Source organism: Cytobacillus eiseniae (assembly GCF_017874625.1).
GTDB lineage: Bacteria > Bacillota > Bacilli > Bacillales > Cytobacillaceae > Cytobacillus > Cytobacillus eiseniae.
Map to the genome: position 1 here is coordinate 117,041 of NZ_JAGIKZ010000005.1, position 26,450 is coordinate 143,490.

The 26,450-nt window shown below is 37.2% G+C and carries 26 protein-coding genes; 2 read left to right on the plus strand and 24 right to left on the minus strand.

The features are described 5' to 3' along the window. Positions 1-125: 125 nt before the first annotated feature. Positions 126-2,195 carry a sigma-54 interaction domain-containing protein gene (locus tag J2Z40_RS06715; protein WP_066395789.1) on the minus strand — a complete coding sequence of 690 codons (2,070 nt, stop codon included), beginning with the start codon at positions 2,193-2,195 and terminating at the stop codon, positions 126-128. A gap of 170 nt (positions 2,196-2,365) precedes the next feature. Between J2Z40_RS06715 and J2Z40_RS06720 the strand changes: the two genes are divergently transcribed. After that, positions 2,366-2,599 carry a DUF2627 domain-containing protein gene (locus tag J2Z40_RS06720; protein WP_066395795.1) on the plus strand — a complete coding sequence of 78 codons (234 nt, stop codon included), beginning with the start codon at positions 2,366-2,368 and terminating at the stop codon, positions 2,597-2,599. Positions 2,600-2,611: 12 nt separating this feature from the next. On the opposite strand, the gene J2Z40_RS06725 is transcribed toward J2Z40_RS06720, so the two are convergent. The 15 genes from J2Z40_RS06725 to accB all read right to left on the minus strand — a co-directional run bounded on the left by J2Z40_RS06725 (position 2,612) and on the right by accB (position 19,017). Beyond that, positions 2,612-3,361, minus strand: a complete 750-nt coding sequence (locus J2Z40_RS06725) for a glycerophosphodiester phosphodiesterase (protein ID WP_066395797.1) — start codon at positions 3,359-3,361, stop codon at positions 2,612-2,614. A gap of 457 nt (positions 3,362-3,818) precedes the next feature. Next, positions 3,819-4,607, minus strand: coding sequence for a sporulation transcription factor Spo0A (gene spo0A / locus J2Z40_RS06730; RefSeq protein WP_066395799.1), 789 nt, complete (start codon positions 4,605-4,607; stop codon positions 3,819-3,821). Between the two features lie 644 nt (positions 4,608-5,251). Next, the gene (spoIVB, locus tag J2Z40_RS06735) at positions 5,252-6,541 is read right to left on the minus strand and encodes a SpoIVB peptidase (RefSeq protein WP_066395801.1); all 1,290 of its coding nucleotides are present in this window, start codon (positions 6,539-6,541) and stop codon (positions 5,252-5,254) included. A 123-nt stretch (positions 6,542-6,664) separates the two neighbouring features. Further along, positions 6,665-8,353, minus strand: a complete 1,689-nt coding sequence (gene recN, locus J2Z40_RS06740; RefSeq protein ID WP_066395804.1) for a DNA repair protein RecN — start codon at positions 8,351-8,353, stop codon at positions 6,665-6,667. A gap of 159 nt (positions 8,354-8,512) precedes the next feature. Then, positions 8,513-8,962: a transcriptional regulator AhrC/ArgR gene (gene ahrC, locus J2Z40_RS06745; protein ID WP_066395807.1), complete on the minus strand. Its 450-nt coding sequence runs from the start codon at positions 8,960-8,962 to the stop codon at positions 8,513-8,515. A gap of 297 nt (positions 8,963-9,259) precedes the next feature. Further along, on the minus strand, positions 9,260-10,105 hold the full coding sequence (locus J2Z40_RS06750) for a TlyA family RNA methyltransferase (protein ID WP_066395809.1): 846 nt from the start codon (positions 10,103-10,105) through the stop codon (positions 9,260-9,262). Positions 10,106-10,107: 2 nt separating this feature from the next. After that, positions 10,108-12,000: a 1-deoxy-D-xylulose-5-phosphate synthase gene (dxs, locus tag J2Z40_RS06755; protein ID WP_066395815.1), complete on the minus strand. Its 1,893-nt coding sequence runs from the start codon at positions 11,998-12,000 to the stop codon at positions 10,108-10,110. A 107-nt stretch (positions 12,001-12,107) separates the two neighbouring features. Then, the gene (locus J2Z40_RS06760) at positions 12,108-13,001 is read right to left on the minus strand and encodes a polyprenyl synthetase family protein (RefSeq protein ID WP_157087832.1); all 894 of its coding nucleotides are present in this window, start codon (positions 12,999-13,001) and stop codon (positions 12,108-12,110) included. 2 nt (positions 13,002-13,003) lie between these two features. Continuing rightward, entirely contained in the window at positions 13,004-13,237 is a 234-nt protein-coding gene (locus tag J2Z40_RS06765; RefSeq protein ID WP_066395817.1) for an exodeoxyribonuclease VII small subunit, read from the minus strand. 5 nt (positions 13,238-13,242) lie between these two features. After that, positions 13,243-14,583, minus strand: a complete 1,341-nt coding sequence (xseA, locus tag J2Z40_RS06770) for an exodeoxyribonuclease VII large subunit (RefSeq protein ID WP_066395818.1) — start codon at positions 14,581-14,583, stop codon at positions 13,243-13,245. Between the two features lie 270 nt (positions 14,584-14,853). Further along, positions 14,854-15,726 carry a bifunctional methylenetetrahydrofolate dehydrogenase/methenyltetrahydrofolate cyclohydrolase FolD gene (folD, locus tag J2Z40_RS06775; RefSeq protein ID WP_066395820.1) on the minus strand — a complete coding sequence of 291 codons (873 nt, stop codon included), beginning with the start codon at positions 15,724-15,726 and terminating at the stop codon, positions 14,854-14,856. A gap of 47 nt (positions 15,727-15,773) precedes the next feature. Continuing rightward, positions 15,774-16,163, minus strand: coding sequence for a transcription antitermination factor NusB (gene nusB / locus J2Z40_RS06780; protein WP_066395823.1), 390 nt, complete (start codon positions 16,161-16,163; stop codon positions 15,774-15,776). A gap of 539 nt (positions 16,164-16,702) precedes the next feature. Beyond that, entirely contained in the window at positions 16,703-17,110 is a 408-nt protein-coding gene (locus J2Z40_RS06785) for an Asp23/Gls24 family envelope stress response protein (protein WP_066395824.1), read from the minus strand. A gap of 56 nt (positions 17,111-17,166) precedes the next feature. Next, positions 17,167-18,513 (minus strand): acetyl-CoA carboxylase biotin carboxylase subunit, encoded by a 1,347-nt coding sequence (gene accC, locus J2Z40_RS06790; RefSeq protein ID WP_066395826.1) that lies wholly within the window; start codon positions 18,511-18,513, stop codon positions 17,167-17,169. Positions 18,514-18,528: 15 nt separating this feature from the next. Next, positions 18,529-19,017: an acetyl-CoA carboxylase biotin carboxyl carrier protein gene (gene accB / locus J2Z40_RS06795; protein WP_066395830.1), complete on the minus strand. Its 489-nt coding sequence runs from the start codon at positions 19,015-19,017 to the stop codon at positions 18,529-18,531. Between the two features lie 273 nt (positions 19,018-19,290). Between accB and J2Z40_RS06800 the strand changes: the two genes are divergently transcribed. Beyond that, entirely contained in the window at positions 19,291-20,772 is a 1,482-nt protein-coding gene (locus tag J2Z40_RS06800; RefSeq protein ID WP_066395833.1) for a methyl-accepting chemotaxis protein, read from the plus strand. A gap of 53 nt (positions 20,773-20,825) precedes the next feature. Here the strand turns inward: J2Z40_RS06800 and J2Z40_RS06805 are convergent, their stop codons facing one another. The 8 genes from J2Z40_RS06805 to spoIIIAA form a co-directional block, all read right to left on the minus strand. After that, positions 20,826-21,377 carry a SpoIIIAH-like family protein gene (locus J2Z40_RS06805; RefSeq protein WP_066395834.1) on the minus strand — a complete coding sequence of 184 codons (552 nt, stop codon included), beginning with the start codon at positions 21,375-21,377 and terminating at the stop codon, positions 20,826-20,828. A gap of 3 nt (positions 21,378-21,380) precedes the next feature. Beyond that, the gene (spoIIIAG, locus tag J2Z40_RS06810) at positions 21,381-22,055 is read right to left on the minus strand and encodes a stage III sporulation protein AG (protein ID WP_066395836.1); all 675 of its coding nucleotides are present in this window, start codon (positions 22,053-22,055) and stop codon (positions 21,381-21,383) included. After that, positions 22,048-22,677, minus strand: coding sequence for a stage III sporulation protein AF (gene spoIIIAF, locus J2Z40_RS06815; RefSeq protein ID WP_066395838.1), 630 nt, complete (start codon positions 22,675-22,677; stop codon positions 22,048-22,050). Before spoIIIAF ends, spoIIIAG begins: the two co-directional genes overlap by 8 nt. Before the next feature lie 13 nt (positions 22,678-22,690). After that, complete coding sequence (spoIIIAE, locus tag J2Z40_RS06820; RefSeq protein WP_066395841.1) at positions 22,691-23,899, minus strand: stage III sporulation protein AE; 1,209 nt, start codon at positions 23,897-23,899, stop codon at positions 22,691-22,693. Between the two features lie 23 nt (positions 23,900-23,922). Next, positions 23,923-24,312 carry a stage III sporulation protein AD gene (gene spoIIIAD, locus J2Z40_RS06825; protein WP_157087833.1) on the minus strand — a complete coding sequence of 130 codons (390 nt, stop codon included), beginning with the start codon at positions 24,310-24,312 and terminating at the stop codon, positions 23,923-23,925. A 14-nt stretch (positions 24,313-24,326) separates the two neighbouring features. Next, positions 24,327-24,533 (minus strand): stage III sporulation protein AC, encoded by a 207-nt coding sequence (gene spoIIIAC, locus J2Z40_RS06830; protein ID WP_009794945.1) that lies wholly within the window; start codon positions 24,531-24,533, stop codon positions 24,327-24,329. 264 nt (positions 24,534-24,797) lie between these two features. Further along, positions 24,798-25,313 carry a stage III sporulation protein SpoIIIAB gene (spoIIIAB, locus tag J2Z40_RS06835; protein ID WP_066395847.1) on the minus strand — a complete coding sequence of 172 codons (516 nt, stop codon included), beginning with the start codon at positions 25,311-25,313 and terminating at the stop codon, positions 24,798-24,800. Continuing rightward, positions 25,314-26,237 (minus strand): stage III sporulation protein AA, encoded by a 924-nt coding sequence (spoIIIAA, locus tag J2Z40_RS06840; protein WP_066395850.1) that lies wholly within the window; start codon positions 26,235-26,237, stop codon positions 25,314-25,316. It lies immediately after the preceding gene. Positions 26,238-26,450 lie beyond the last annotated feature (213 nt).

Consider the following 26,450-nt stretch of genomic DNA (forward strand, 5'->3'; position numbering starts at 1 on the left):
TTTGCTTCAATTATCATGTTGCTACACTCACTTAGTATTTATGCAAGAACTGTGCCAAATCTAAAAGCTGATGAAAACGCTTTTTCACAAAAATAATTCATGCAATAATTTTCATAGTGTGAAATTTATTGCATGTCACTATTTGCAATCTCGTATTTATCAAGCTTATAGTACAAATTTCTTACAGATAATCCAAGAGTCTTAGCAGTAGCCGTTTTATTCCCTTCCATTTGCTGAAGAGTTTTTCTAATCAAGTTTTCCTCATATTCATCAATTAATACCGCTAACGTCTTCTTCTCACTAATTACTTGGTTATCCATTGGTAAATAGTCTTTAGTTTCCTTTTTGATCAATTCTGGTACATGGTGCTCTTCAAGTTTGATTTCATTGTAATTCATAAAAATAATTGCTCTGCCAAGAATATTTTCTAGTTCCCTTACATTACCCGGCCAATCATATTCCAATAGCTTTCTCAGCGCAGCAGGACTTAGGCTTTCAACATTACGTCCATATTCTTGATTAATTTTTTGGATTAGTCTTTCACTTAAAACTTGGATATCTTCTTTCCTTTTTCGTAATGAAGGGATATGAATAGGCATTCGGTTCAGCCTATAATACAAGTCTTCCCTAAAAGTACCGCTCGCAATTCCTTTTTCTAAATTTACATTTGTCGCCGCAATCACACGTACATTAATTGGAATTGACTTCGTTCCACCAACACGGGTAATTTCTTTTTCTTGTAGTACTCTTAGCAGCTTTGCCTGTGTACTTGCTGATAACTCGCCAATTTCATCAAGAAAAATACTTCCGTTATTCGCTTCTTCAAACAGCCCTCTTTTCCCGCCTCTTTTCGCTCCTGAAAATGCTCCTTCTTCATACCCAAAAAGTTCACTTTCTAATAAAGACTCCGATAACGCTGCACAGTTCACTCGAATAAACTTATTGTATTTACGATCACTTCCATTATGAATGGCATGGGCAAATAGTTCTTTTCCAGTACCTGATTCCCCTCTTAGTAATACCGTTGCTGGTGTTTTTGCTCCTAAGCGCGCCTGTTCAATTGCGATCGTCATTTCTTCAGAACGTCCAATAATATCATCAAACGAATATTTCGCTTCAAGTGTTCGAATTATTTGCCGGGCTCGATGTAATTCTCTATTTAATGATTCAATTTCAGAAACATCATGAATGACACCAACACTTCCCTTAATAATTCCATCCACAATGACAGGTGCCACATTCACAACTACTTCTTTTTTGTTCGGCCCTACTCTCATTGCCACTCCTCTAACAGCCCTTCTTGTTTGGAGCACTTTCATATGTACGCTCTCGCCCTCAGAAATATCAGTCGTTGCTGGTTTTCCAATCACTTCTTCTTCCGAAAGCCCTGTAATTCGGGAATATGCAGGATTTATCAATAGCCCTTTTCCATTTTCATCTACTACTGAGATTGCTTCATCACTTGACTGAATAATGGCCTGAAGCATCGTTTGAATTTCCTTTAAATTCGTTATCTCTTCAGCTAAATCCATCACTTCTGTAATGTCTTTAAAAACGGAAAAGGCGCCAATTAATTGATTGTTTTCATCAATCATCGGAATTCTCGTTGTAATAACCTTTAACCCATTATTCAGTTCCAACTCTTGATTAGCTTCAATTCGTCTTGTTTCCATGACAATTTTCAATCGGCTTTTTGAAATAATGTGTTCAATCGAACGCCCCATTGCATCATTCTTTTTAACGCCCGTCATCTTCTCCGCACTTCGGTTAAATAGAATGATTTCTGCGTTTTGATTAACACCGATCATCCCGTCACCAGTTGTATTAAAAATCAGATCACGTTTATATGTTTCGCTCTCGATACTTGAAATTAATCGATCTTTTTCCTCTATAAGTCCTGCTATTAAAAAAGCCACACTGCCAGGAATTAATACAGAATGCTTCTTTTTCGCCTCTCGAAGCTCAAGAAAAACATCATTCCTACCCGTTACTTCTACAATGATATCAATATCCTGATCAATAAAGGCATGCCAATTCGTATCTGTTGGAATTCCTTCTTGCATCGCCATTTTTAATCCATTCGCATCAGGGTTACTATCCACGACAGCAATCACTCTAAGCATTTCTGTTTCTTTCATTATTCTTAAGATTGCTGAACCACCTTTGCCAGCCCCTACAATCATGACAGTCTGCATGTAATCCCCACCTTTTTACCTTGAAAAATACTTCACGAATATTCTCTCTTTTCTGTAAAACACGCAAGTTTCTTCACATATTCTATTTTATCATGATTTAGTTGCTTGACAAATTTCTATATTCATTTAATATTTTTTTTAGAAGCGTAAAGAAATGAAGGGATCTTCCTATGATAAGAATTATTGCTTTAATCATTTTGGTCATACCAGGTGTATTAGCTGTTTATGGGATTAAATTGATGAGAGATATGGTTTTTGGTATTTTGCAAAGTCCTTTTCCTCTTTTATGGGTGCAATTTATTGCGGGACTTCTTTTTCTATTAATTGGACTAGGCTTTATTGCCGGCTTCGTCCTTTATCGAGATCGTAAAAGAAACAAAGTTCAAACCCGATTTAAAAATTAAAGCAATCTACCTTCACGGTGATTGCTTTTTTTCTTTTTCATATTGGTTTTTCAAGCGCAATGCCTTAACAGGATCATCCGTTATAATTGCTGTACATCCTACTGCAAATAATCTGAACATCTCCTTCTCCTTATTTACTGTATACGGCCTGACTTCAATTCCATAGTCTAAAGAAGCTTTTATTAATTCATTAGGTGCAGCTGTATATTTCGGATGTATACTTCTAGCTCCAATCGATTGAGCATATACCCAAGGCATATACAGGCCTTCTGAAAATAATGGAGCAGTCTCAATCTCTTGATCCAATCGATAGCAATAAACAATACTATAATGATTAAAGGATGAAAGAACAATCCGATTAGTTAATTGATAGGAGTGTATTAATTCGATTACCTTTGCCTCCATTCCCTTATAAGGAAACACACCATTCTTCAGTTCGATATTACAGATCATTTCATTCGTTGTTAACCATTCGAATACTTCAATTAATGATGGAATCGGCTCCTTATGGAGAAACGTCTTGTTCTTATAGCTTGCATCTAGTCTTCTTAATTCCTTATAAGTTAAATCCTTCACATAGCCCTTCCCATTTGTTGTTCGATCCACCTTTTCATCATGGATAACAACAATTTCTCCATCTTTCGTTAACTGAATATCAAGTTCAATCCCGTCAGCACCAGCAAGTTCTGCTTGCTTAAATGCTTTCATCGTATTTTCAGGATAAAGCTGCGAATATCCTCTATGAGCAAAAATAAGTGTCATAAATCATGCCCCCTTTCACTTCCTAAAAATTTTGATCTAAAATAAGCATACTGCTAACATCTATAAATTATATGTTAAAACAAGGCTGTTTTCGCAACCATTGTTGCTATTACACATAATTTTGGGAAAGGCTGATTTCCGCGTACATGTGCTCCATTTCCGCGGGGTAGTCCGCTTGAGCTTCCTCGCTTCTCACGCTCCTTCTTAGGTCTCAGCTGTCCTACGCATCCCGCAGGACATTTGAGTATGCTACTTAGAATTCACACCGCACGAAGGAAATGCGACAGCATTTTCGAGGATCTTGCACCTTCCGCTCCAATCAACCAACCAATTTGATAAACCAGTCATTCTAACAATTGTTTTAAAAATATCTTTTAAAAAGAGTATAAAACAAAAAGAAAAGCGCCTCCTGACAGAGAACGCTCACATTTTGAAAAGTTATTCATTGCTTGCTGCATTACGATGCTTTATGCTCAAGTCGTAATTTATCAGCAACCATTGCGATGAACTCGCTATTTGTTGGCTTAGCCTTTGACATCGAAACCGTATAACCGAATAATGACGAAATTGAATCAATATTCCCGCGGCTCCAAGCTACTTCAATTGCATGCCGAATTGCCCGTTCAACACGGCTTGCTGTTGTATTAAATTTCTTCGCAATATCTGGATATAAAACTTTTGTAATCGAGCCGAGCAATTCAATATCATTATAAACCATTGAGATTGCTTCACGAAGATACATATATCCTTTAATATGAGCTGGTACACCAATTTCATGAATAATACTTGTAATGCTTGCATCTAGATTTTTAGGCTTTGCTTCTGTTTGCTGGCGATAGCTTGAAGAGGACTTTCGCATGATGGGGTTTGATTTGCCGCTTACTTGTCTTATATGTCTAGCCAAATTGTCCATATCAAAAGGTTTCAAAATAAAATAAGATGCCCCTAAATCTACAGCCTTCTTTGTTACATCCTCTTGACCGAATGCTGTTAGCATAATTACATTTGGAAGATTCGTTTTCTTCATATCACGAAGCTTTTCGAGAACTGCAAGTCCATCTAAATGTGGCATAATAATATCCAAAATAAGAACATCGAGATCTTCATGCTCAAGTATCTCTAAACAATCCTGACCATTATGAGCAACACCTACAACTTCCATATCATCCTGAGTTGAAATGTATTCATCTAAAAGTCCAACAAGCTCTCGATTATCATCAACCACACAAACTTTAATTTTATTCACTAATTTTCCTCCTCGAACCATCGTTGGTCTCTTTCCATCTATTTTTATTCTAATTGAGAAATTCGACAATGCAACAGAAATTCCTCTAGTTTTTTTAAATTTTCTCAAAAATAGGAAAAAATCAGTAGTTTTCTTTCGTTTTCTCCCTAATTCGACTGTTTTCATTATCTTTGTCGAATAATCTTTATTATAACATAAGAAAGCCGTATAGCTTGTATTGTTTATTGAATTGACCTTGCTGCACACCTTTTAGTAGGAACAATCAGGCTTCTATTAAGTCTTTAATTAGAAAGACTGTTTTCGTAAATATTGTTGCTATTTAATTTTGGTAAAGGTTGATTTCCGCGCACGCGTGCTCCCTTTCCGCGGGGTAGTCCGCTTGAGCCTCCTCATCGCTCCTGCTTAGGTCACAGCTGTCCCACGCATCCCGTAGGACATTGAGTAGACTTCTTAGAATTCACACCGCACGAAGGAAATGCGAATGCATTTTCGAGGAGTCTCACACCTTCCGCTCCAATCAACCGACTTATTTGATAAACTTATCTTTCTAACATTTAATTCAAAAGCAAGAATCTTTCAGAAAAGAGCCATTAGAAAAGACAGAGGGGGATTTTCCCTCTGTCTCTACACGTATTCTTATCCCATTAGGAAGCTTTTTCTCTTGGGTGCTCGTAAATATTAATCTCAGCCTCACTTAGCATCCATTCAATATGAACTCCATAGCCAGATGTCGGATCATTCACAAAAACGTGAGTGACGGCTCCGATCACTTTATCATTTTGAATAATTGGACTGCCACTCATACCTTGTACAATTCCGCCTGTCTTATTAAGGAGCTTTGGATCTGTTACTTTAATAACCATTCCCTTAGTAGCTGGAAACTTTTGTGGAATGGTGCTCACAATCTCGATATCAAAAAGATTGACCTCATCATCATCAACAACTGTCAATATTTGTGCTGGTCCCTCTTTTACTTGATGAGATAATGCAATAGGCATTGGCTTATCAAGAACACCATTCTTAATATTTTGATTTAACTTTCCGAAAATACCGAATGGACTGTTTTTAACGATATTTCCGATGACTTCTTTATCAGGTGAAAAACGCGCCAATTTTTCTCCGGGATTTCCATTGCTTCCTTTTTCGATGGATGTAACGGTTGATCGAACGATTTGTCCATTATCAACAACAATTGCCTTTTTTGTATCCATATCTGAAATCACATGACCTAATGCACCGTATTTCCTGGATTCTGGATGATAAAATGTCATTGTCCCAATTCCAGCTGCCGAATCTCGAATATACAGTCCTAGCTTATAGGAGCCTTCAGCCTTATCCTTTAGAGGCATTAATTCTGTTTGAATTTTTTCATTTTCTCGGTTAAGCAACATCTTTAAAGGTTTTCCTGTTTTCCCTGCTTCTTGTACAAAAGGGGCAACATCTGTCATGTTTTCAATTTGTTCCCCATTAATTTCAGTGATAATGTCACCAATTTTCACATTAGCTAATTCCCCTGGGGATGCTTTTCCTTCTGATGTGTCAATTTGATGATGACCGACAACAAGTACGCCAATCGTATTTAGTTTAACTCCAATAGATTGTCCACCTGGAATGACTTTAAAGTCTTTTAAAACATTCACATCAACCTTTTTTATCGGAAAACCTGCTAATTCTAAAAACATTTCATTTTCTCCATGGTGATTCCCTTGAAGGGTAATTGCATGATCCTCTTGTTTTAGTGCAATATTTGAATCATCAGAAGACAATTCCGCGCTCACCATTTTTGCCTTCGCAAACGCGATATCCTGCCCTTCAAATAAGGTTAGCGATGTTGGAATATGCAAATATTCCTGAAAAGATTTTGAGAAACCAATTGTAACTAATGAAACAAGGAGAATTCCACCAATTATTTTTCGTAATATATCTACTGTCAAAATCTTCACTCTCCTCGCTTCTAATCCACTTCGTTAAATGGCTACATCTATAATTTTGCCTGCAAGTCGTGCATTTATAACCTAATTAGTGATAAAAAAAGCTATCCTCCTTTGGATAGCTTTTCAATGTATCTTTATTTTCTCTGCTAATTGTAGGAGTTCTCTTGCATGCTCCTTCGTCAATTCAGTAATTTCTACACCTGAAATCATCCGACCAATTTCTTTTATTTTCTCTTCTTCGCCCAATGATTGAACCGTAGTGATCGTTCGAGCATCTTTAATATTTTTCGCGATAAATAAATGAGTATCTGCCATTGCGGCAACCTGTGGCAAGTGAGAAATACATAATACTTGTGAGTTAATCGCTACATTATGAATTTTCTCAGCAATTGCTTGGGCAACTCTCCCACTCACACCTGTATCCACCTCATCAAAGATAATCGACGTGACTCCTTGATGCTTGGAAAAAATACTTTTTAACGCCAACATAATTCTTGATAATTCTCCACCTGAAGCAATCTTCGAAAGGGGTTTTAATGGTTCTCCAGGATTTGTTGATATGTAAAATTCAGCTTTATCTATTCCACTTTTTAAAAATCCGTCAACCACTTTTTCAAATTGGACCTCAAATACAGTTTTCTCCATATATAGCTCTTTTAATTCCTTAAGAATCAATTTAGTTAGCTTTTCGGCAAATTTTTTGCGCAATGCACTTAAATTCTCTGCTTCAATGTATAAATCCTTACGAAGTGAGGCTATTTCTTTTTCTAAATGTTCGATATGTGTTTCCTTATTTTGTAAGGTTTCAATTTCTTCTTCAATTTTGGATGCATATTCGAGGATTTCTTCTATATTTTTCCCGTATTTACGCTTTAGCTGGCTTATTTCATTTAAGCGGTCGTCAATCTCAGCCAATCTAGATGGATCATATTCAAGCACGTCCAGTTCATTGCGAATCGTACGTGATGCATCCTCAAGCTGGTAAAATGCATTTGAAATAGATTCAGCCAGTCCTTTGTAGGCAGAGTCAAGTTCAGCTACATCTTCAATATGCCCCATAACAAGAGCGATCCAATCGATCCCTTTCTGTTCACCTTGTAGTCCCGAGTAACCTGACTGTAATGAATCATAGACACGTTCGAAATTACTTAATTTCTGTCTCTCAACTAATAATGCTTCATCCTCATTAAGCTTTAAATTTGCCTTTTGGATTTCATCAAGCTGAAATTTTATTAAATCAAGACGATGCACCATTTGCTGATCATTTTCACTAAGGCTTTTTAACTGTTTCATTTTTTGTTCGTAGGAATGATATAATTGCAAATATTCCCAATGGCTTGCAGCTATCTGTTCACCGCCAAATTGATCCAGAAGAGTAATATGCATCGTCTCATCCATTAGCTCCTGATGCTCATGCTGACCATGGATATCAATTAGTGTACTGCCAAGTTCTCTTAACGTTGCAATTGTAACAAGCTTTCCGTTTATTCGGCATACACTTTTTCCAGATTTAGAAATATCTCTTCGTAAAATAATCATTCCATCTTCAAGTTCAATACCAAATTCATTTGCTTTTGAATAGCATGGATGATTTGGATCTTCTAAATGAAAAAGCCCTTCTATTTCTGCTTTTTCTGAACCATGGCGGACAAATTCAGCAGATCCTCTTCCGCCTACAAGCAAGTGAATAGCATCAATAATAATAGATTTACCCGCTCCAGTTTCCCCACTTAAAACAGTTAGGCCCTTATCAAATGAAATTGATAGGGCTTCAATAATCGCAAAGTTTCTAATTGATAATTCATTAATCACAAATGCTCACCTCGTATCTAATCCGACTTATCGTCTTATGCCGTAATTTCATAAAATATTGAATAAACCTCTTTTCCATCAAGCGAAATTACGGTATGTACCAGCGTCCCCATTAGTCCTCCAACGGCCTAATCCTCTCTCTTATGTAATTGCAAAATGTTATAGCATTTCTAGAAAACGTTTTGAAATAGCTTCTGTGTCCATTGGTGTTTTACATATAATCAAACAAGTATCATCACCACAAATGGTTCCTAAGATTTCATCCCAGTCTAAATTATCAATCAATGCCCCAATAGCCATCGCATTTCCTGGAAGTGTCTTCATTACAAGCAGATGCCCTGCTGTGTCGACACGAACAAATGCATCCATCAGATTTCTTCTTAGCTTTTGAAGTGGATTGAAGCGTTGATCTGCTGGAAGACTATATTTGTATCTGCCATCAATTAGCGGGACCTTTACAAGATGAAGCTCTTTAATATCTCTTGAAACTGTTGCCTGTGTCACATTATAACCAGCATTTTTTAATTCATCAACAAGATCATCCTGCGTTTCAATGTCATTATTCGCAATAATATCACGTATTTTTATGTGTCTCTGACCTTTATTCATACCTACACCCCAATATTTCGCAATGAATACGAATAGTAAATTAGAATTAAATGTATACGATTAAATCTCACCTATATGTTAGCTGATTTTTCCCATAAAGTACAATATTTCATTCATTTCCGAGGGAATATTCACCTATATTTCGACATGAAGAAAAACTTCGGGAGCACCTCGATTATCACCGAATAAATTGGATGCTTCCCTCTCATTTAGGAAACACGATCAGTATAAGTACAGGCTGCGCTTAACACGAGATTGCATCATTTTCTTGACCGCAAAAGAGGAATAAGCATTCGCTTATTCCTCTTGATTTTTTTGTTTGATTTTCAATTCTGAATGGGCTAGCTTGACCACTTCACTTGGATCCAATTGCACGAAGATATTTCCAGCTTCCTTCTCTCCTAACCAAAATAGATGGAGCAAAAATTCAATATTTCCGTCCCCACCTGTAATTGGCGAATAAGAAATATCTTTCACATCATAACCTAGGCTTAAAGCAAAATCTATAATCACTTTAAGCACTTGCTCATGTACTTTTGGATCCCGCACAATCCCTTTTTTGCCTACTTGCTCTCTTCCTGCTTCAAACTGAGGTTTCACTAGAGCAACAACATCACTATTGGAAACAAGCAATGTTTTTAATACAGGCAATATTAATTTTAAGGAAATAAACGAAACATCAATTGACGCAAAGTTTGGCATGCCTTCAGATAAATCTGCAGGTGTTACATAGCGGAAATTTGTCCGTTCCATAACATTAACTCGCTCATCCTGCCTTAATTTCCATGCAAGCTGATTATAGCCAACATCTAAAGCATAAGACATTTTCGCCCCATTTTGAAGAGCACAATCGGTAAAGCCTCCCGTCGATGCACCAATATCCAATAGGATTTTATCCTTTACATTCAAATCAAACTCTTTTAATGCCTTCTCAAGCTTAAGGCCGCCTCTACTAACATAAGGGAGGACCTTCCCCTTTATTCGAAGCGGAATATCCACGTTTACTTTTTCTCCGGGTTTGTCAAGGCGATTTTCATTACTGAATACAAGTCCGGCCATAATTGTTCGTTTGGCTTTTTCTCTTGTTTCAGCTAGCCCTCTTTCAACTAATAATATATCTAGGCGTTCTTTCTTTATTTTCATATTTAAGCCCTTTTTTGTTTTTTTCTTGCTAGTTTATTGATCCTTATTACAACATCATTCGTTGTCATCCCAATTTCTTCAAGAAGCTCATCAACACTTCCATGCTCAATAAATTGATCAGGAATGCCCATGCGATCAATTTCAAGATGATGAAAGCCTTTTTCTTGAGCAAATTCAAGAACAGAGCTCCCGAAGCCCCCTTGTAAAACAGCTTCTTCAATCGTGAAAATAGGGATATTTTCTTTGAATAGCTCTAAAAGCATTTTCTCGTCTAACGGCTTAATAAATCTTGCATTAATTACTTTGATTGAATAACCTTGCTTCTCTAATACATTTGCAGCTTCCATTGCCATTGGGATCGTCGTGCCAAATGTTAAAATAGCTGCATCATGACCTTTTTTCAACACTTCCCACGTTCCAATCGGGATTGTCTTCAGGTTCTCATCCATAGTAACACCTAATCCATTTCCACGTGGGAATCTCATCGCAATTGGCCCCGCATCATATTGTGTAGCAGTATAGACCATATGCTGTCCTTCATTTTCATCCTTCGGCATCATTAATACTAAATTTGGCATATGCCTTAAAAACGCAATATCAAATACACCTTGATGTGTTTCGCCATCTGAACCAACCAGACCTGCACGATCAATTCCGATAAATACATTTAAATTTTGACGGCAAATATCATGCAACACTTGGTCATACGCTCGTTGTAAGAATGTGGAATAAATCGCTAAAAACGGCTTCATTTTTTGCGTAGCAAGCCCAGCAGCAACTGTCGCTGCATGCTGTTCTGCAATCCCAACATCATACATTCGTTCGGGGAATTCACTTGCAAAACCTTCTAGCTTCGATCCAACTGGCATCGCTGGAGTGATTGCCACAATTCGCTCATCTTTTCTTGCTAATTTTCTTACCGTCTCACTCACAAGCTTGCTCCAAGCAGGTGGAGGGTTAACAGGTTTCACAAAATCTCCTGTTTCCATTTTATATGGACCAGTGCCATGCCATGTACCAACTGTATCATTTTCAGCTGGCTGATAGCCCTTCCCTTTTTTCGTTATAACATGCAGAAGAACAGGTCCTTCTGTTTTCTTTGCATAGCTCAGATTTTCAAATAAATTCTCATAATCATGGCCATCAACTGGGCCTAAATACGTAAACCCTAATTCTTCAAAGAACACACCAGAAACAAAGAGATACTTAAGACTATCCTTTACCCGTTCGGCTGTTGCCGCAAGCTTCCCACCAACTGCAGGAATTTTCTTCAACAAATATTCTAATTCATCTTTTGCCCACTGATATTTCCCTGCTGTCCGGAGTCGTCCTAGCACATTATGCAGAGCACCAACGTTCGGTGCAATAGACATTTCATTATCATTCAGAATGACGATCATATTTTTCTTTTCATGACCAATATGATTCAACGCTTCTAATGCCATCCCACCTGTTAAGGCACCATCCCCAATAACTGGTATAACATAGGAGTTTTCTTTCTTCAGATCTCTTGCAATCGCCATTCCCATTGCTGCAGATAATGATGTAGAGCTATGACCAGTTTCCCACACATCATGCTCACTTTCAGCCATCTTCGGAAATCCGCAAAGCCCCTTATATTGTCTTAATGTATCGAATTGGCTTGCGCGTCCAGTTAAAATCTTGTGAACGTATGATTGATGGCCAACATCCCAAAGAATTTTATCCTTCGGGCTGTCAAAGCATTTATGTAATGCAATCGTTAACTCAACAACACCTAAGTTTGGACCAATATGGCCACCTGTACTTGATAATCTTTCAATCAAGAAGTTGCGTATATCCCCACTTAGCATTTCAAGCTCACTCGTTGAAAGACCTTTCAAAAAGGAAGGGTCCTTAATTGACATAAGATCCATTTAGCGGATCACTCACTTTCATATCTAATTCATCAGTTTTTTTGGATAATATAGTGTTAATTATAGCAGTAAGAAAAAAATCCTCAAGGTTCGGTTGTTTTTGAGCCTTAATGATCCCTTGTTTCAATAAGATTTGTAATCGCTTCAAGCATATGAGTAGATAACCCTGTTTCTTTTAATTGAGCCTTTGCCAGCTCTATATGCTCACTTAATGCAGCTTTTGCTCCATCTAATGTTAAGATAGAAGGATATGTGCCTTTTTTATTGACTGCATCACTGCCTACACGTTTCCCAATTCTTTCTTCTTCCCCTTCTAGATCGAGGATATCGTCTCTAATTTGAAAGGCAAGACCTAAATGATAAGCAAATTTAGACAGACGCTGGATTTTTTCCTCTGTTGCTTCTGCAAGAATGGCTCCAGCTACAACACTGCATTCTAGTAACTTTCCAGTTTTATGAACATGTATATATTCAAGATCACTTAATGTTAAATCTTTATCTTCTCCCGCAATATCCGCAACCTGTCCACCGACCATCCCTTCAGCTCCAGATGCTTGTGATAATGCCTGTATGAGAGCTAATTTAGTTGTAGCATGAGCATCTTCATCACGTATTTCTGCAATTAACTGGAAGCTATATGTCAATAGCGCATCTCCAGCTAATATAGCAAATGCATCACCAAATACTTTATGGTTCGTTGGCTTTCCTCTTCTTAAGTCATCATTATCCATACTTGGCAAATCGTCGTGAATAAGGGAATAGGTATGGATCATTTCAATCGCCGCGGCTGGCAATAACCCCTTTTTTGTATCTAAGCCAAAAGCATCTAACGTAGCAAAGAGCAGTAATGGTCTAATCCGTTTCCCACCAGCCTCTAATGAATAAAGCATTGCTTCCTTCACTACTGAGGGAGCCACTAATTTATTCACACGCTCTCTTAATTCCTCTTCAAGTAATTGTTTATGTGTACTAGCAAATGATGCAAAAATTTTTGGCTGCAAAATTACTCCTCCTCAGCAACGATAAAATTTTCTTTTCGTCCATCTTCAGTCAAAATTTGTGTTAATTGACTTTCAACATTTTTTAATTTATCATGGCAAAGCTTTGATAACTCCATGCCTTCTTTATAAATCGAAATTGCTTCTTCAAGAGGGACGTCCCCTTCTTCAAGTTTTTCTACAATCTCTTCCAATTGTTCCATCGCTGCTTCAAATGTTAGCTTTTGTTCCGAAGACATCTTAATCACTCCCCAATTTCTTTTACAACGCAATTGATCATTCCGTCTGATACTTTTACTTTTATATTGTCATTTTGTTTAATTTGGCTTACTGTTTTAATTAATTTTCCATCATCTGAATAGACAATGCTGTATCCCCTATCCATAATTTTCAAAGGACTTAATGCTTCTAAAGTTAGTAACAAGTGAGAAAAGTCCTTCTCCTTAGAAGAGAGGATTGAAGTAATTACTCGATTCAACCTTTGTTCCATTTTTATTTGCCCAGCTTTTGCAACCATAAGCTGTTCATCTGGATGATTTCTTTTCATCCTCTTTTGTATTGCTTCTAGTTGGTCAGTCTTTCTGTCAATAAGCTTACTTGCCCCACGATGAAGCTGCTCTGTCCATTTATCAGCCTGCTCTAATCTTTGTTCATACAATTTTTGTGGGTATCGAAAGGCATAAGAACGTTGGATACGTGAAAGTCGATTATTTTGTATATTTATTTGTTCTTTTACAGCTCGAACCAATCGGGATTGCCGATTATAGATTCTTTCTGATAAATCTTCAATATGTGGTACTGCCAGCTCAGCTGCTCCCGTAGGCGTTGGCGCTCTTAAGTCAGCAACAAAGTCAGCAATTGTAAAGTCTGTTTCATGTCCGACCGCAGAAATAATCGGGATGTGTGATTGAAAGATTGAATTCGCAACAATTTCCTCATTAAATGCCCAAAGTTCTTCGATTGAGCCACCGCCACGTCCAATAATGAGTACATCTGCTTCACTAGAATCATTGGCCATTTGAATTGCCTTCACAATCGATAATTTAGCTTGATCCCCTTGAACAACTGCAGGATAAATTAGAATATTAGCAACTGGAAAACGCCTTTTTATCGTTGATAAAATATCTCTAATTGCAGCACCGGTTGGTGACGTAATCACACCCACTGTTCGCGGAAATTTTGGAATGGGCTTCTTGTGTTCACTTGAAAACAAGCCATTCTTTTCTAGCTTTTCCTTCAGTTGTTCAAATGCTAAGTATAAATCACCGATCCCATCTGGCTGCATTTCTTTAATATAAATTTGATATTGACCACTTGGTTCATATACAGTAAGGTCACCTCTAATCAATATCTTCATTCCATTTTCAGGAATAAACTTCATTGACTGATTATAACGAGAGAACATAACTGCAAGGATACGCGCCTTTTCATCTTTTAAAGTGAAATACATATGCCCACTTGAATGCTGCTTAAAATTCGATATTTCACCCTTTACCATGACATCCTGTAAATGGGGATCTGCATCAAATTTTCTTTTTATGTATTTTGTAAGTGCATGAACTGTTAAATAGCGCTGTTCATTCATAAACAGTCTCCCCTTTAATAAAGTGAAACTACAATCAGTGGGTGTTCCTTTATTTCACTGAATGTTCGAACCAATCGTGATTTATATGCTGTTACATTTTATTTTGTGTTCAACCTATTTAAACTTCCTTTGGTATATTCTTACAACATAATCATTTGTCAAATAAAACTGCCCTTTCATTATAAAGATTGTCCTTCCTTTCGTCATGTGGAATGATTCAGGAGCAAACAATCTCTCGTAAAATAATGAAAAGGCAGTGGATTCATTTTATTATTTTTGCACTGTTGTTGCTAGATTCTGAATTTTTTTTGCCGCTTTCAATGTATTAAACATTAGCATTATAATTGTCATCGGACCAACCCCACCTGGAACCGGGGTAATATAGCCTGCTACTTCCTTGACATTCTTAAAATCTACATCCCCGCAAAGTTTGCCTTCACTATTTCGATTCATTCCAACATCAATGACAATTGCTCCATCCTTCACATGATCCTTTGTAATAATATTCACTTTACCAACAGCTGCTACAAGGATATCTGCTTGTCTAGTGAAAGCTTTTAAATCATTTGTTTTGGAATGGCAGTATGTAACCGTTGCATTCTTATTAAGGAATAATTGACCTGCTGGCTTACCGACAATATTGCTACGTCCAACAATTACAACATGCTTCCCTGTAATATCTGCACCAATATAGTCAAGCATCTCCATTACTCCATATGGTGTACACGGAAGGAATGAATCCTGTCCAGTCATCATCCGGCCAATATTTACAGGATGGAAGCCATCGACATCTTTTTCTGGTGAAATCGTCTCAATGACCTTAATCTCATTAATATGATCGGGCAATGGCATCTGAACAAGGATTCCATGAATGGCAGGATCAATATTTAACTTGTTTACTTGATTTAATAAATCTTGTTCACTAACCGTATCAGGAAGCTCAATTAAGACAGAGTGCATCCCTAGCTCTTTACAAGTTCTTTCTTTATTCGAAACATATGTTTTTGAAGCTGGGTTATTGCCGACTAAGATAACAGCAAGTCCAGGAATAATGCCTATTTCTTTTAGCTTAGCAACTTCTTCATAAATCAAGGCTTTCTTTTGTCTAGCTATTTCTTTCCCATCAATCAATTTTTCCCCCATATTAACTTCCTCCTAAATAATATTGAAAGGAACCGATTGTCTGAAATTTACAATTGTTGTTTAACCTTTGAAAGTACCCCGTTTATAAATTTACTTGATTGATCATCCCCATACAATTTGGCAATTTCAATTGCCTCATCAATTGCCGCATTCGCAGGGACATCGTCATGACAGAACTGCAGCTCATAAACGGCTAATCTAAGCAGATTTCGATCCACGGTTGCCAATCTATCAATAGTCCAATTTGAAAGATGTTGCTTGATAGAAACATCAATGCTTTCTATATTTTCTAGCACTCCATTTACTAGCATGCTTAAATATGAATCATTTGGAGCACCATCTAACACATGTTCAATCGCTGATTCTGGTTCTACCTGACTTACATCAATTTGAAACAAAGCTTGTAATGCCTTTTCTCTTGCTGTTCTTCTTTTCATCTATTCCATAACTCCTTTTACAGGGAAAATTTCTGGTCTATTCGTTAAAAAACATATATTAAATAATAGCATAAGTATACCGTATTCGTATCTTAAACCATAATAAATCCCCTTGTAAAGACAATTACAAGTCTCAAAGTTAACTTTAGCAGGAAGCAACAACGTGAATCAACAGCATAAATCACAGTTTTGTGACTTTTATAAGACTGTTTTCGCAAACATTGTTGGTTATTAGGATAAAGATGGTAAAGGTTGATTTCCGCGCACGTGTGCTTCCTTTCCGCGGGGTAGTCCGCTTGAGCCTCCTCGGAGCATTCGCTCCAGCGTAAGTCTCAGCTGTCCTACGCATCTAAGCAGGACATTGAATAAACATCCTGAATAGACACCACACAAAGGAAATGCGATAGCATTTTCGAGGAGTCTCGCACCTTCCGCTCCAATCAACCGACTTAGTTCGTTATAAACAAAAGCTCAGCACGCTATACTTACATACTTAAAAAAAGCCAAAGACTATTAACATGTCTTTGGCTTTTAGCTCATTACATCTCTTGCTCATGTTCAATTTCTTGCTTTTGGTTTTCAAATGTAATGCCGACAATATGAATATTGATTTCCTGTGCTTCAAGTGCAGTCATATTCAATAAAGCCTGGCGAATATTATCTTGAATTTTCTGTGCTACAGTTGGAATGGATACACCAAATGTCATTAAGCAGTACACATCCACTTTAATGCCTTCCTCAGTTAAGTCAACCTTTACACCTTTGCCGTGATTTTTCTTTCCTAGACGTTCAACAACACCTGAAGCAAAGTTCCCCCGCATTTGGGCAACTCCCTCAACTTCTGATGCAGCGATACCCGCAATCACTTCAATTACTTCAGGTGCGATTTCAACCTTCCCAAGGCCAGAATTTTCTTTATTCATTTCTAAAATATTATTTTCGCTCATTTTGCACCTCCAAATTTACTCAAGTAATAGCTACCTATTCCTTCATCTCTATTGTATTAAATAACCTCATACATTTCCAAAAATTTTGTATTAAACTGTCCATCTACAAACTTCTCATGACTTAATAGTTTTAAATGGAATGGAATGGTCGTATGGATCCCTTCAATCACAAATTCACTCAATGCCCGTTTCATTCTAGAAATTGCCTCTTCTCTCGTATGACCATGTGTGATTACTTTGGCAATCATGGAATCATAGTATGGAGGAATTGTATAACCTGGGTATGCAGCAGAATCTACACGAACACCATAACCACCTGGTGGGAGATACATTGTAATCTTTCCTGCAGATGGCATAAAGTTTTTCTCTGGATTTTCTGCATTGATCCGGCATTCAATCGACCAGCCGCTAAAGCTTATGTCATCTTGGGAAATATTCAGTTTCTCCCCAGACGCGACTTTAATTTGTTCTTTAATTAAATCGATCCCCGTAACCATTTCTGTAACGGGATGCTCCACTTGTATACGAGTATTCATTTCCATGAAATAGAATTTACGTTCATTGTAGTCATAAATAAATTCGATTGTGCCTGCTCCCGAATAATCAACTGCTTTCGCTGCTTTAACTGCCGCTTTTCCCATTTGTTCTCTAGTTTCACTATCTAATGCAGGAGATGGAGTTTCCTCAAGTAGTTTTTGCAATCGTCTCTGAATGGAACAATCTCTTTCACCGAGATGAACCACATTTCCAAATGTATCAGCAAGCACTTGAATTTCAACATGACGGAAATCCTCGATATATTTTTCAATGTATACACCAGGGTTTCCAAATGCAGTTAATGCTTCCTGTTGGGTAATATTAATTCCTTTAACAAGCTCCGCTTCATTGCGTGCGACACGAATTCCTTTACCGCCGCCTCCAGCAGTTGCTTTAATGATTACGGGGTAGCTGATCTTATTCGCTAGCTCAATTGCTTCTTCCGCATTTTTAATAATACCATTAGAACCAGGTACAATGGGAACATTCGCCTCTTTCATTGTTTCTCTAGCAATATCCTTTGTTCCCATCTTCGTAATTGCTTCTGGTGTCGGTCCAACAAAGATAATATTGCATTCACGACATAGCTCAGCAAAATCTGCATTTTCCGCTAAAAACCCATATCCAGGATGAATGGCGTCACAGCCAGTTAATTTAGCAACACTAATAATATTCGTGAAATTTAAATAACTATCTTTTGATGAGGTTGGGCCAATACAATAAGCTTCATCAGCAATCTGGACGTGAAGTGATTCTTTATCTGCTTCAGAATAAACAGCAACCGATTCAATGTCCATTTCTCGACAAGCACGAATAATGCGAACAGCGATTTCTCCTCTATTTGCAATTAACAGTTTTTTTATCATCCTGTTATCGCTCCCTTATTCAGGTCTCACTAAAAATAATGGCTGCCCGTATTCAACTAATTGTCCGTCACGAACTAATACTTCTACAATTTCCCCATTAATCTCAGCTTCAATTTCATTAAATAGCTTCATTGCTTCAACAATACATACAATTGAATCCTTTGACACTCTTGATCCTACATTCACATAGGCATCTACATCTGGTGAAGATGCTTGATAGAAGGTCCCCACCATCGGTGAAGTAATTTTATGTAGATTTTCTGCTTCTGTAACCGTTTCTTTAGCTACTGGCTCAGCAGCCACTTCTTGTTTAACTGGCGCAGGCTGTACAGATACTGGTGCTTGTACCTCTTGAAGTACATTTTTTGCAGGCTGTACCACTACTGCTTCCGCTGTTTTCTTTTTCATTTTAATCTTAGATCCGTCTTGCTCATATACAAACTCATCAATAGTTGATTGATCAACAAGCTTAATCAATTCACGAATTTCCTGTATTTTTAACATTTTGGCACCCCTTGTTTTCAAGTTACGCTAATTTCAACTGGTATTTCAGTCAAATTAACTTGATGACTAAATTATGACTAGCTACTAATATCATACGATAAAAGCTAATATGAATTCAATATAGGATTATCAACTGACTATAATATTTTCTTTTCCCTTTTAAAAGCCCATTTTCCTAATTTTATAATTTTTTCGATAAGTTATAGAGGAATATTAAATAAAAAGAGCGAATTACTCATTCAAAAGAACTAGTGCTGAGAGGAAGAATAGGAAATGAAAACGATTGAAGAAATTAAAAAAGAGGATTTAAATAGGAAGAATTCCTTAGTAGTGAAGGCGACCCTTTTATGTGTTATCCTTGCTGCACTTGTTGACATAGCAATGAAAAAGGATGTAGCCGTTATTTTATCCATCATCATCGCAGGCGGCATTGGGGTAGCCATTGTCGCAGCCATGCATTATTTTAAGAAAGCGACTACATTGATTCCATATGTAGCTATTATTCTAGTATCAAGCGTTATGTATATCATTATGGAAAATAGTGTTTCTCCAACAGCCTATTTTCTATTATTCTTCATTCTAGGATTGGCCGTCATCTATATGCAACGAAAACTCTTATGGCTCTCGTCTGCCCTTGGATTGATTATTATTACAGTATTTACTTTTATTCATCAAACCCAATTATCATTAGAACTGAAAAATTATGTAACGATCTATTTGCTCTTTATCCTCGTCACCATTTTACTAAACTTTCAGCTTGCTTTAGCAAATAAGCTTTCAGAAAATATCGTTTCTGCACAAAACGAATCTAAATTATTATTGGAACATAATTTGAATATGAAAAACACGGTGACTCAAAGCACGGCTAGCATTTCGTCCCTTATGGAGAATGTCAAACACAGAAGTGAGGAAAATCTTCAGTCCGCACTTGAAATGAAGGACTCTGTTGCCGAAATTTCAGCCGGCATTCAAACACAAACAGATGTAATAATTGACATTACTCATTCAATTGAAAAAACAAACCAGCTTGCAGAGAATACGAGCAAACTAGCAGATAAACTTCATGAAGATGCAAAAATGGCAGAAAAAGTCACAAATGAAGGGGATTTACTCATAACAAAACTGAAAGATGATATCTCACTTTCGTTCACCGAAATGGAGCAAGTGAATAATCATATCATTTCTTTATCAAGTCTAATCGAACAAACAGCCCAATCCGCCGCTGCCATACAAGATATTGCTAATCAGACAAATCTCCTTGCTTTAAATGCATCCATAGAAGCCGCAAGAGCTGGAGATAGTGGAAAAGGGTTTGCTGTTGTTGCTGAAGAAGTCCGGAAACTTGCAGATATTTCAAGAAAAACAGCTTCGCAAATAACAGAGAACTTGCATCTTGTCATCAATGATACCGATAGAACAAAAAACACCATTCATCTGACTGGTGAAAAACTGACAAATAATCTAATGCTTGCAGCTGAGACGAAGGAAGTCTTTCAAAAGATTTTTCAAACATTTACCCAGCTCAAGGAAGATATTACATTATCTGATTCTTGGACAAAACAAATCTATCATTCCTCGAAAAATATCGGAGAATCTATTGATGAATTCAGTTCTGTTATTGAAGAAGCAAGTGCATCATTACAAGAGATCGCATCCACCGTTAGTTTGCAAACAGAGCATCATGAACATTTATTCCAATCAGTTACTAATGCTTCTGATTCGATGGAGAATTTAATGGAATTACAACAGAAATAGCGAGGAAGCCTCCTCGCTATTTCTTATAAAAGTGAAATTCCCCTTCACTTTCCTTATTTCGGTTGGAATTCAACTGTGACTAATTGCAAATCACCAATTTCATTTTTCACTTGGCGAATGATATCATTTGCAGCTGTACGAGAAAGTTCTTCTGCTTTCACTGTAACAAGCACATTTGACTCATCTGCACGAACTAACACATCTTCATAGTTCATTGATCGAATAAGTGATTCTAAAACAGCCTCTTTATCAGCAAGTTCATTCAACTTATCAAATTCTTCCTTCGCTTCATTAATTTCCTCTGCTGGAAGATCTGTGCTGCCCATAACTGTTTGTAATTCTTCCTTCTTCATGCTGCGATCATCTTCTGATTGCATACGTAAAGCTGTAAACTTCTCATCACCTGCTGCATTTGTAATGATCGCCGTATCTTCATCCTCCACATCTGTTTGTGAGGCTTCTTCTTCATTTTGCATTTGTTCCTCCTGTTCTGGAGTAGCTAAGTCATTTCCTCTTTGTTCAGGTGAAGTGATATAATACACAGATAAGACGACAACTAAACTTAACATCGTTAACAACCATACTGTTTGCTTTTTTAATAACATTTATTAATCCCCCTTAGTTTTCGTTTTTTTAGGCATTACTGAAATTCGGTGAGTTGGGACATCAAGCCCTCTTGATACGGCTTCAATAATCCAGCTTTTCACCTGAATATTGTCAGCACCTTTTGCAACAATGGCGACACCTCTAATTTTCGGTTTCTTCGTTTCTAAAATGATCGGCACTTCTTGTTCATTTTTTCTAATAATCACTAATTGCTCTTCCTTGGATTGATCTTCTACCTTCCGCTTTCCACCTTCTCGGTCGGTTTCATCCGTTGTTTGGATTTTACTCGTTGTGTTCTTCTCTAACACTTTTTGCTCAGTCGCATCCACATTCACAAGTACGGTGGCATCCTCTACTCCAACAATATCATCAAGAATCTCTTTTATTTGTGTCTCATAAGCTCGTTCATAATCAGCAATTTCATTATTTCCTTTTGGCTGTTCCTTTCCAAAAGCAGCAACATCCTCTTCATTCTTTGACTCCTCCTGATTATTAAAAACTGGCAAACTAGTATCAGAAGAGCGATCTTGAAAGAGAAGATTGCTAATGAGCATGATCGCGGCACCAAATAATAGAACTAACAACAAATATTGATATTTCCCTGGCTTTTTATCCGACTGTTCATCCTTTGAAAGTAATTTTTTCAAAAATGATAGCGGTCCTTTTTCCTTATCCATTCTTATTCATCTTCCCCCCTTCTACTAGTACTTCAATCATGTTTACATCTACATTCAACTTTTGTGCGAATAGTGAAGCTACTTTCTCTGCTTCATTGCTTACTTGAATTGAAGGAAGAGTTTCTTCAGTATTAATTTCTACTTTTTTGATGACTTCTACAGCTTCAGCTTCTTCATCCTTATTCTTTACATAAATCATTACCTTTTGTAGGTTTTCAGGGAAATCACGCTGATCCTGTTCATCTACCTGAAATTTTATTTTCATAACTTCCAAATCGTACTGTTCCATCAACTCCTCTTCTACATCCTTTTTCAATTGGACAGCCATTTCTTCTAAAATATATGCATGTTGGAATGCTTGTATTTCTTTTTTCTGCATTTCGATGGAATTTTCTAAACTTTCTCCTCCTGATGCTTCAATAGAAGGGATTGTAGCAAGTACTTCTTCAAAATCATTTGTAACTAATTTCAAAATCGGCGTTAAAATAATGGCAATAAGTAGAAGCCCTGTCACCATTTTGATATATTTTTGTAAATTTGAATTGGGAAGGAGCATATCAATGACTGTTGCCAATAGAACAAATAAAATGATATTCGTAATCCATTCTTTAATAAATTCCAACTGGCTACACCTCCTACCTGACCATCAATGTTAAATTGCCAGCAGCGATGACGACAGTAATACTTAAGAAGAACATGAGCGAAACAATCGCTAGTGCCGCAAAAACATAAATCACACTTTTAGAAATAATGTCGAGACATTTAATGATCGGCCCTCCACCTAATGGCTGCAAGATTGCAGCCGCAAACTTATATATAAACGCAATCATTAGTATTTTGATTGCTGGAAAAGCAGCGATAACAATTAAAATGACTACACCAGCAATCCCTACAGTGTTTTTTAATAATACAGATGCATTGATAACTGTATCTGTTGCATCTGTAAACATTCGTCCAATTACAGGAATAAAATTTCCAGTTATGAACTTTGCTGTTCGTATAGCGATTCCATCTGTCACTGCTGCTGAAGCCCCTTGAACGGAAATGACTCCTAGGAATACGGTTAAAAAAGTGCCTAGAAGACCAATGCTCCAATTCTTTAATAAATTGGCGAGCTGAGTTACCTTATAGTTTTCAGACAATGTGCTCACAATGCTTAATAAAACGGATAAGAATAACAATGGGAGTACAACATATTGGATAAATAATCCACTCATATTCATCAAAAACAGGATCACTGGATGAAAGAAAGCAGCTGAAGCAATTCCACCAGATGATGCAATTAATGCTAATAACAGCGGAATGATCGCCATAATAAAGGAAATCATCGTATCGATCGTTTCCTGTGTATAGCTAATCGCGATATGAAAGCTATTTAACGCGATAATAATTAACACCATAAACACAATCGCATAGGCCGCTTTACTGACTGTACTTTTTTCAAAAGAATTTTGAAGTGATTGCAAAAACATACTAAACACGGTCAAGAGAATTAAAGAACCGAGCAGCTTTCCATTGGCAATAAATTCATGGAAAATAAATTTGATAAATCCTGATACCCATTCTTGAAAAGAAAATTTCTTCTCTCCCTTTAAAAATTCATAGAGGCTCCCCTTTTGACTTTCAGGCAAAAAGCCGCCATATTCACTGCTAATTTTCTCCCAAAATCCTTTTAACTCATCAATATTAAGAGAATCTAGCTGGGACTCAACGATCGATTGTGGATTAAACTCTTCTATTTCTTCATTCACGTTAGTTGTTTGTGGTGAGGCTTGTACATCTTGGATTAGTAAGAAAAATAGAAAAAGATGGAGTAAGAATATTTTCGGCAATAATTGCTTCAATTGAAACACCTCACTGGGTTCTACTAGCTTGGAATCATTTGAATAATCGTTTCAATCATAACGGTCAGTATCGGTATCGCCATCGCTAAGATTAAAATCTTTCCTGCTAATTCTATTTTGGATGCAATCGCTCCTTGCCCTGCATCCTTTGTGATTTGTGAAGCAAATTCAGCAATATATGCAATGCCAATTACCTTTAAGATCGTTTCGATATACATCATATTTATTTTTGCATTGACAGCAATTTGTTCAATCATGTGGATAATGGCATTGATTTGATCAACTAAATAAAGGAAAATTGCACAACCTACAAATACGATGAGCAAGAAAGCAAAATTGGGCTTTTGTTCTTTTACGATTAATGCAAGGAAAGTAGCAACGAGAGCAACACCAACTATTTGGAGAATCTCAATAGCAAAGCCCTCCTTTAGCCTTGGAATAAGAAGACTGATTTAATTTTTTGGAACAAATCATCAACGATCGAGGCGACCATAAATAAGATGTAAATAAAACCAAACAATGTCACCCACTGGGCATACTCCTTTTTTCCGACTTGATCAAGAATTGTATGCAAAAATGCAACAACAATCCCCACACCAGCTATTTTGAAAATAATATCAACCTCTAAGCCCATAAACTCTCTCCTCCTAATAAAGAAATGCGTAGGTGCCTTGGTTAGCCCCGACATGCATAAGACAAGACTCTTAAAAAGGTGTTCTTCCCTTTTTAGGAGGATTGGCTTATGACCTCGAGGGGCTAGGCACCGGAGCTGGACAATAAGAAATGCGTAGGTGCCTTGGTCAGCCCCGACATGCATAAGACAAGACTCTTAAAAAGGACTTTTCAGGAGGATTGACTTATGACCTCAAAGGGCTAGAGAACAACAACCGCTAAGTATTTACATTAATAAAATAATTAGTAAAAGCCCCGACAAAAAGCCTAAGCTTTTGACCATTTTTTCGTATTTGGCTTGTTTATCATATGCGTCCATTTCTTCTCTTTCTAGATGTGCAAGTGTCAGCATAATTTGCTTTTGCTGTGACAAGCGGTCATGTCTGCCCAATGTTTCACCAAATTGCTTCATAATTTCAAATTCCCCTTGTTTCAATGCAGTCTGCTTCCAAATTTCCTTTAAACTTTGTTCCCAGGCATCCTTTACCGTTGTTTCTGAAAATGTCAGTTTTTTCGCAAAGGTATCAAAGAAAGCGGATAATGGCTTTGATAGCTGTTCAGAAAGTCTTCTGGCTGCCTCATGCAAAGGGGTATGCCCATACATGATTTCTGCTTCTAATGATTGCAAGGCAGATTTCAATTGTCGAAGCTGCCGAGGGCGATCATTTAGATGTCTTGAAGCTTCATAGCCTGCCCAAGTAGTTGAAATGATAATAAAGGCAGCACCAATGATTTTCATCATTTATATCACTCTCGCTTTATTCATAATCTCTCTACCTGATCCATCCTTAATGCTTTTCACACTGCCTGGTCCCTGTTTCCTGCTTAATTCAATAAATCGCTGGAAGATTCCCATTTCTAGAATTGGTTTAATTGTCGGCCGCTTCCCGATTTCTTCAAACGAATTCCCATGTGTGGTCATGATTAATTTAATCCCCGCATTCACTGCCTCCATAATGGCATCTGCATCTTCTTTTCTACCGATTTCATCCACAATTAACACATCTGGGCTCATCGATCGAATCATCATCATCATGCCTTCTACCTTCGGACAGGCATCTAACACATCGAGTCGTGGTCCAAAAGTCATTTGCGGGATGCCATTCACACTTCCTGCTATTTCTGATCGTTCATCAACGATTCCTACTTTAGAAGCAGGAAATAATCCATAATGATCGCCACTTGAAATAATTCTTGCAATATCACGCAAGAGTGTTGTTTTCCCTGTTTGTGGTGGGCCGATAATCATCGTGTGCAGCCAGCTATTATTAAATAGCTGTGGGACAAGCTTATCCGCAATCCCAATTTTTTCTCTTGCAATCCGGATATTGAAGGAAGAGACATCCCTGATGGCTTTGACACTTCCACCTTCAAGAATGACTTTCCCAGCAAGACCAACACGATGTCCTCCTTCAATGGTGATATAGCCTCTACGCAATTCTTCTTCCATCGTATAAATAGAAAAATGACTAATTTTATTAAGCAAATGGAGAGAATCCTCAGGCTTAACAATATAAGATAAATACTTTGGCTTTCCTTTAATCGTTAATTCCACAGGTCTATTAATCCGTACACGAATTTCTTCTAATTCCAGCAATTGCGGAGGGGGAATATGCTGTAACTGTTCGGCTATATTTTTCGGCAAAAAGGCTAGAATTGTTTCCAATGCACACATCCTCCTATTTATTAAAATGTCTAAACAAGGTTTTCCTTCATCTTGTTTACGGCTAGCAATTAGGGAAATATAAACACCCTTTGCTATGTCTTTGTTTTTCACTTAAAAGAGTAGAGCTTGGACTAGCACTACTTAAAATGTATGCCTGCTTTATCACAATATGACTTGTAAATGTTCGATTATTGATTTTCTATTAAAACAATC